General features: G+C 41.0%; 1 protein-coding gene. It reads left to right on the top strand.

Going from position 1 to position 1199, the window contains the following annotated elements:
• Positions 1–1009 (top strand): IS1380 family transposase (locus AB5Z52_RS17200; RefSeq protein ID WP_368267159.1); only part of this gene is annotated, 1009 nt, incomplete at its 5' end.
• Positions 1010–1199: the final 190 nt, after the last annotated feature.

Here is a 1199-nt window from a genome sequence, read left to right as displayed (position 1 = left end):
TGCCTCGCAGTCTTCGATTTCCCGATTCTGGGATCGCATAAGCGAAGAAAATATTTCTCAGTTGCAAGATCTTAACCAAGCCATGATTGATAAAGTACGGTCGGCAAGAAATACGACAGAAATGATCTTTGACTTGGATTCAACCCATTCTGATACTTACGGAGATCAAGAAAACACTGATTACAATGCTCATTATCGAACCAATGGATACCATCCGTTAGTCGCATTTGATGGTTTGACGGGAGATTTCTTAAAAGCAGAACTTCGTTCTGGCAATGTCTACACGTCTAATGGCGTTGGGACATTTATGGAGCCTCTTTTTGAGCATTATAACCAAGTGGTTCCTGTCAGCAATATTCTCGTCCGTGGAGATAGCGGGTTCGCTACACCGGAACTTTACGATCTCTGTGAAGCTTATGACAGCTTCTTTGTGATCCGCTTAAAGGCGAACCGTAACCTTTCAAAAATTGCGGAAAGCTTTATTCAGATTGACGATAACCACCCTTGGGATAAAAAAGAAGTTGTTTATTCTTCAACATCCTATCAAGCAAAAAGTTGGTCCAAAGAACGCCGAGTCTGCATTAAATCAACACGGGAAGCTGATGAACTTCTATTCCGACATGAATACATCGTCACCAATTACTCCAATAATGTCTCTGCGGAAACAGTCTTTCGGACTTACTGTAAACGCGGCACCATGGAAAACTTCATTAAAGAAGCGAAGAATGGCTTTTATTTCGATAAGACCGATAGCCCTTCCTTTTTAGAAAATCACGCTCGCATGATGGTAAGCCTGTTGGCTTACAACATCGTTAACTTTATGCGTACGCTTTGTTTCACACAGGGATCGGCCAGCATGCAGGTGGACACAATCCGATTAAAACTATTCAAGGTCGCAGGTAAACTCGTTCGAACAGGACGTAGACTGCTGCTGAAACTCAGTTCTTATCATTTACATCAGGGCTTATTTTATCAAGTCCTCGGAAATATCCAGCAGCTCTGCTGGTAAATAAATCCCAATTTTAAAAATTATATTGTACTTCAAGGGACGAGTGCGCCCAAATTTGGCTGAACCGCAGCTGTTTACCTAAACAGTTCGGATTTTTTAATCTGTTGGGTTCTGAGACGGAATAAAAAATATAAATTCCGGTAAAATTTAGAGCAACAGATCATTTTTTTATCGGTATGAATTATTCAGG

It is taken from the genome of Enterococcus sp. RTP21361st1_A6_RTP21361_211029, from assembly GCF_040910045.1.
GTDB classification, from domain to species: domain Bacteria; phylum Bacillota; class Bacilli; order Lactobacillales; family Enterococcaceae; genus Enterococcus_D; species Enterococcus_D gallinarum.
Note: the sequence above shows the minus strand (reverse complement) of the source record. Positions and strands in the feature narration are given on the sequence as shown.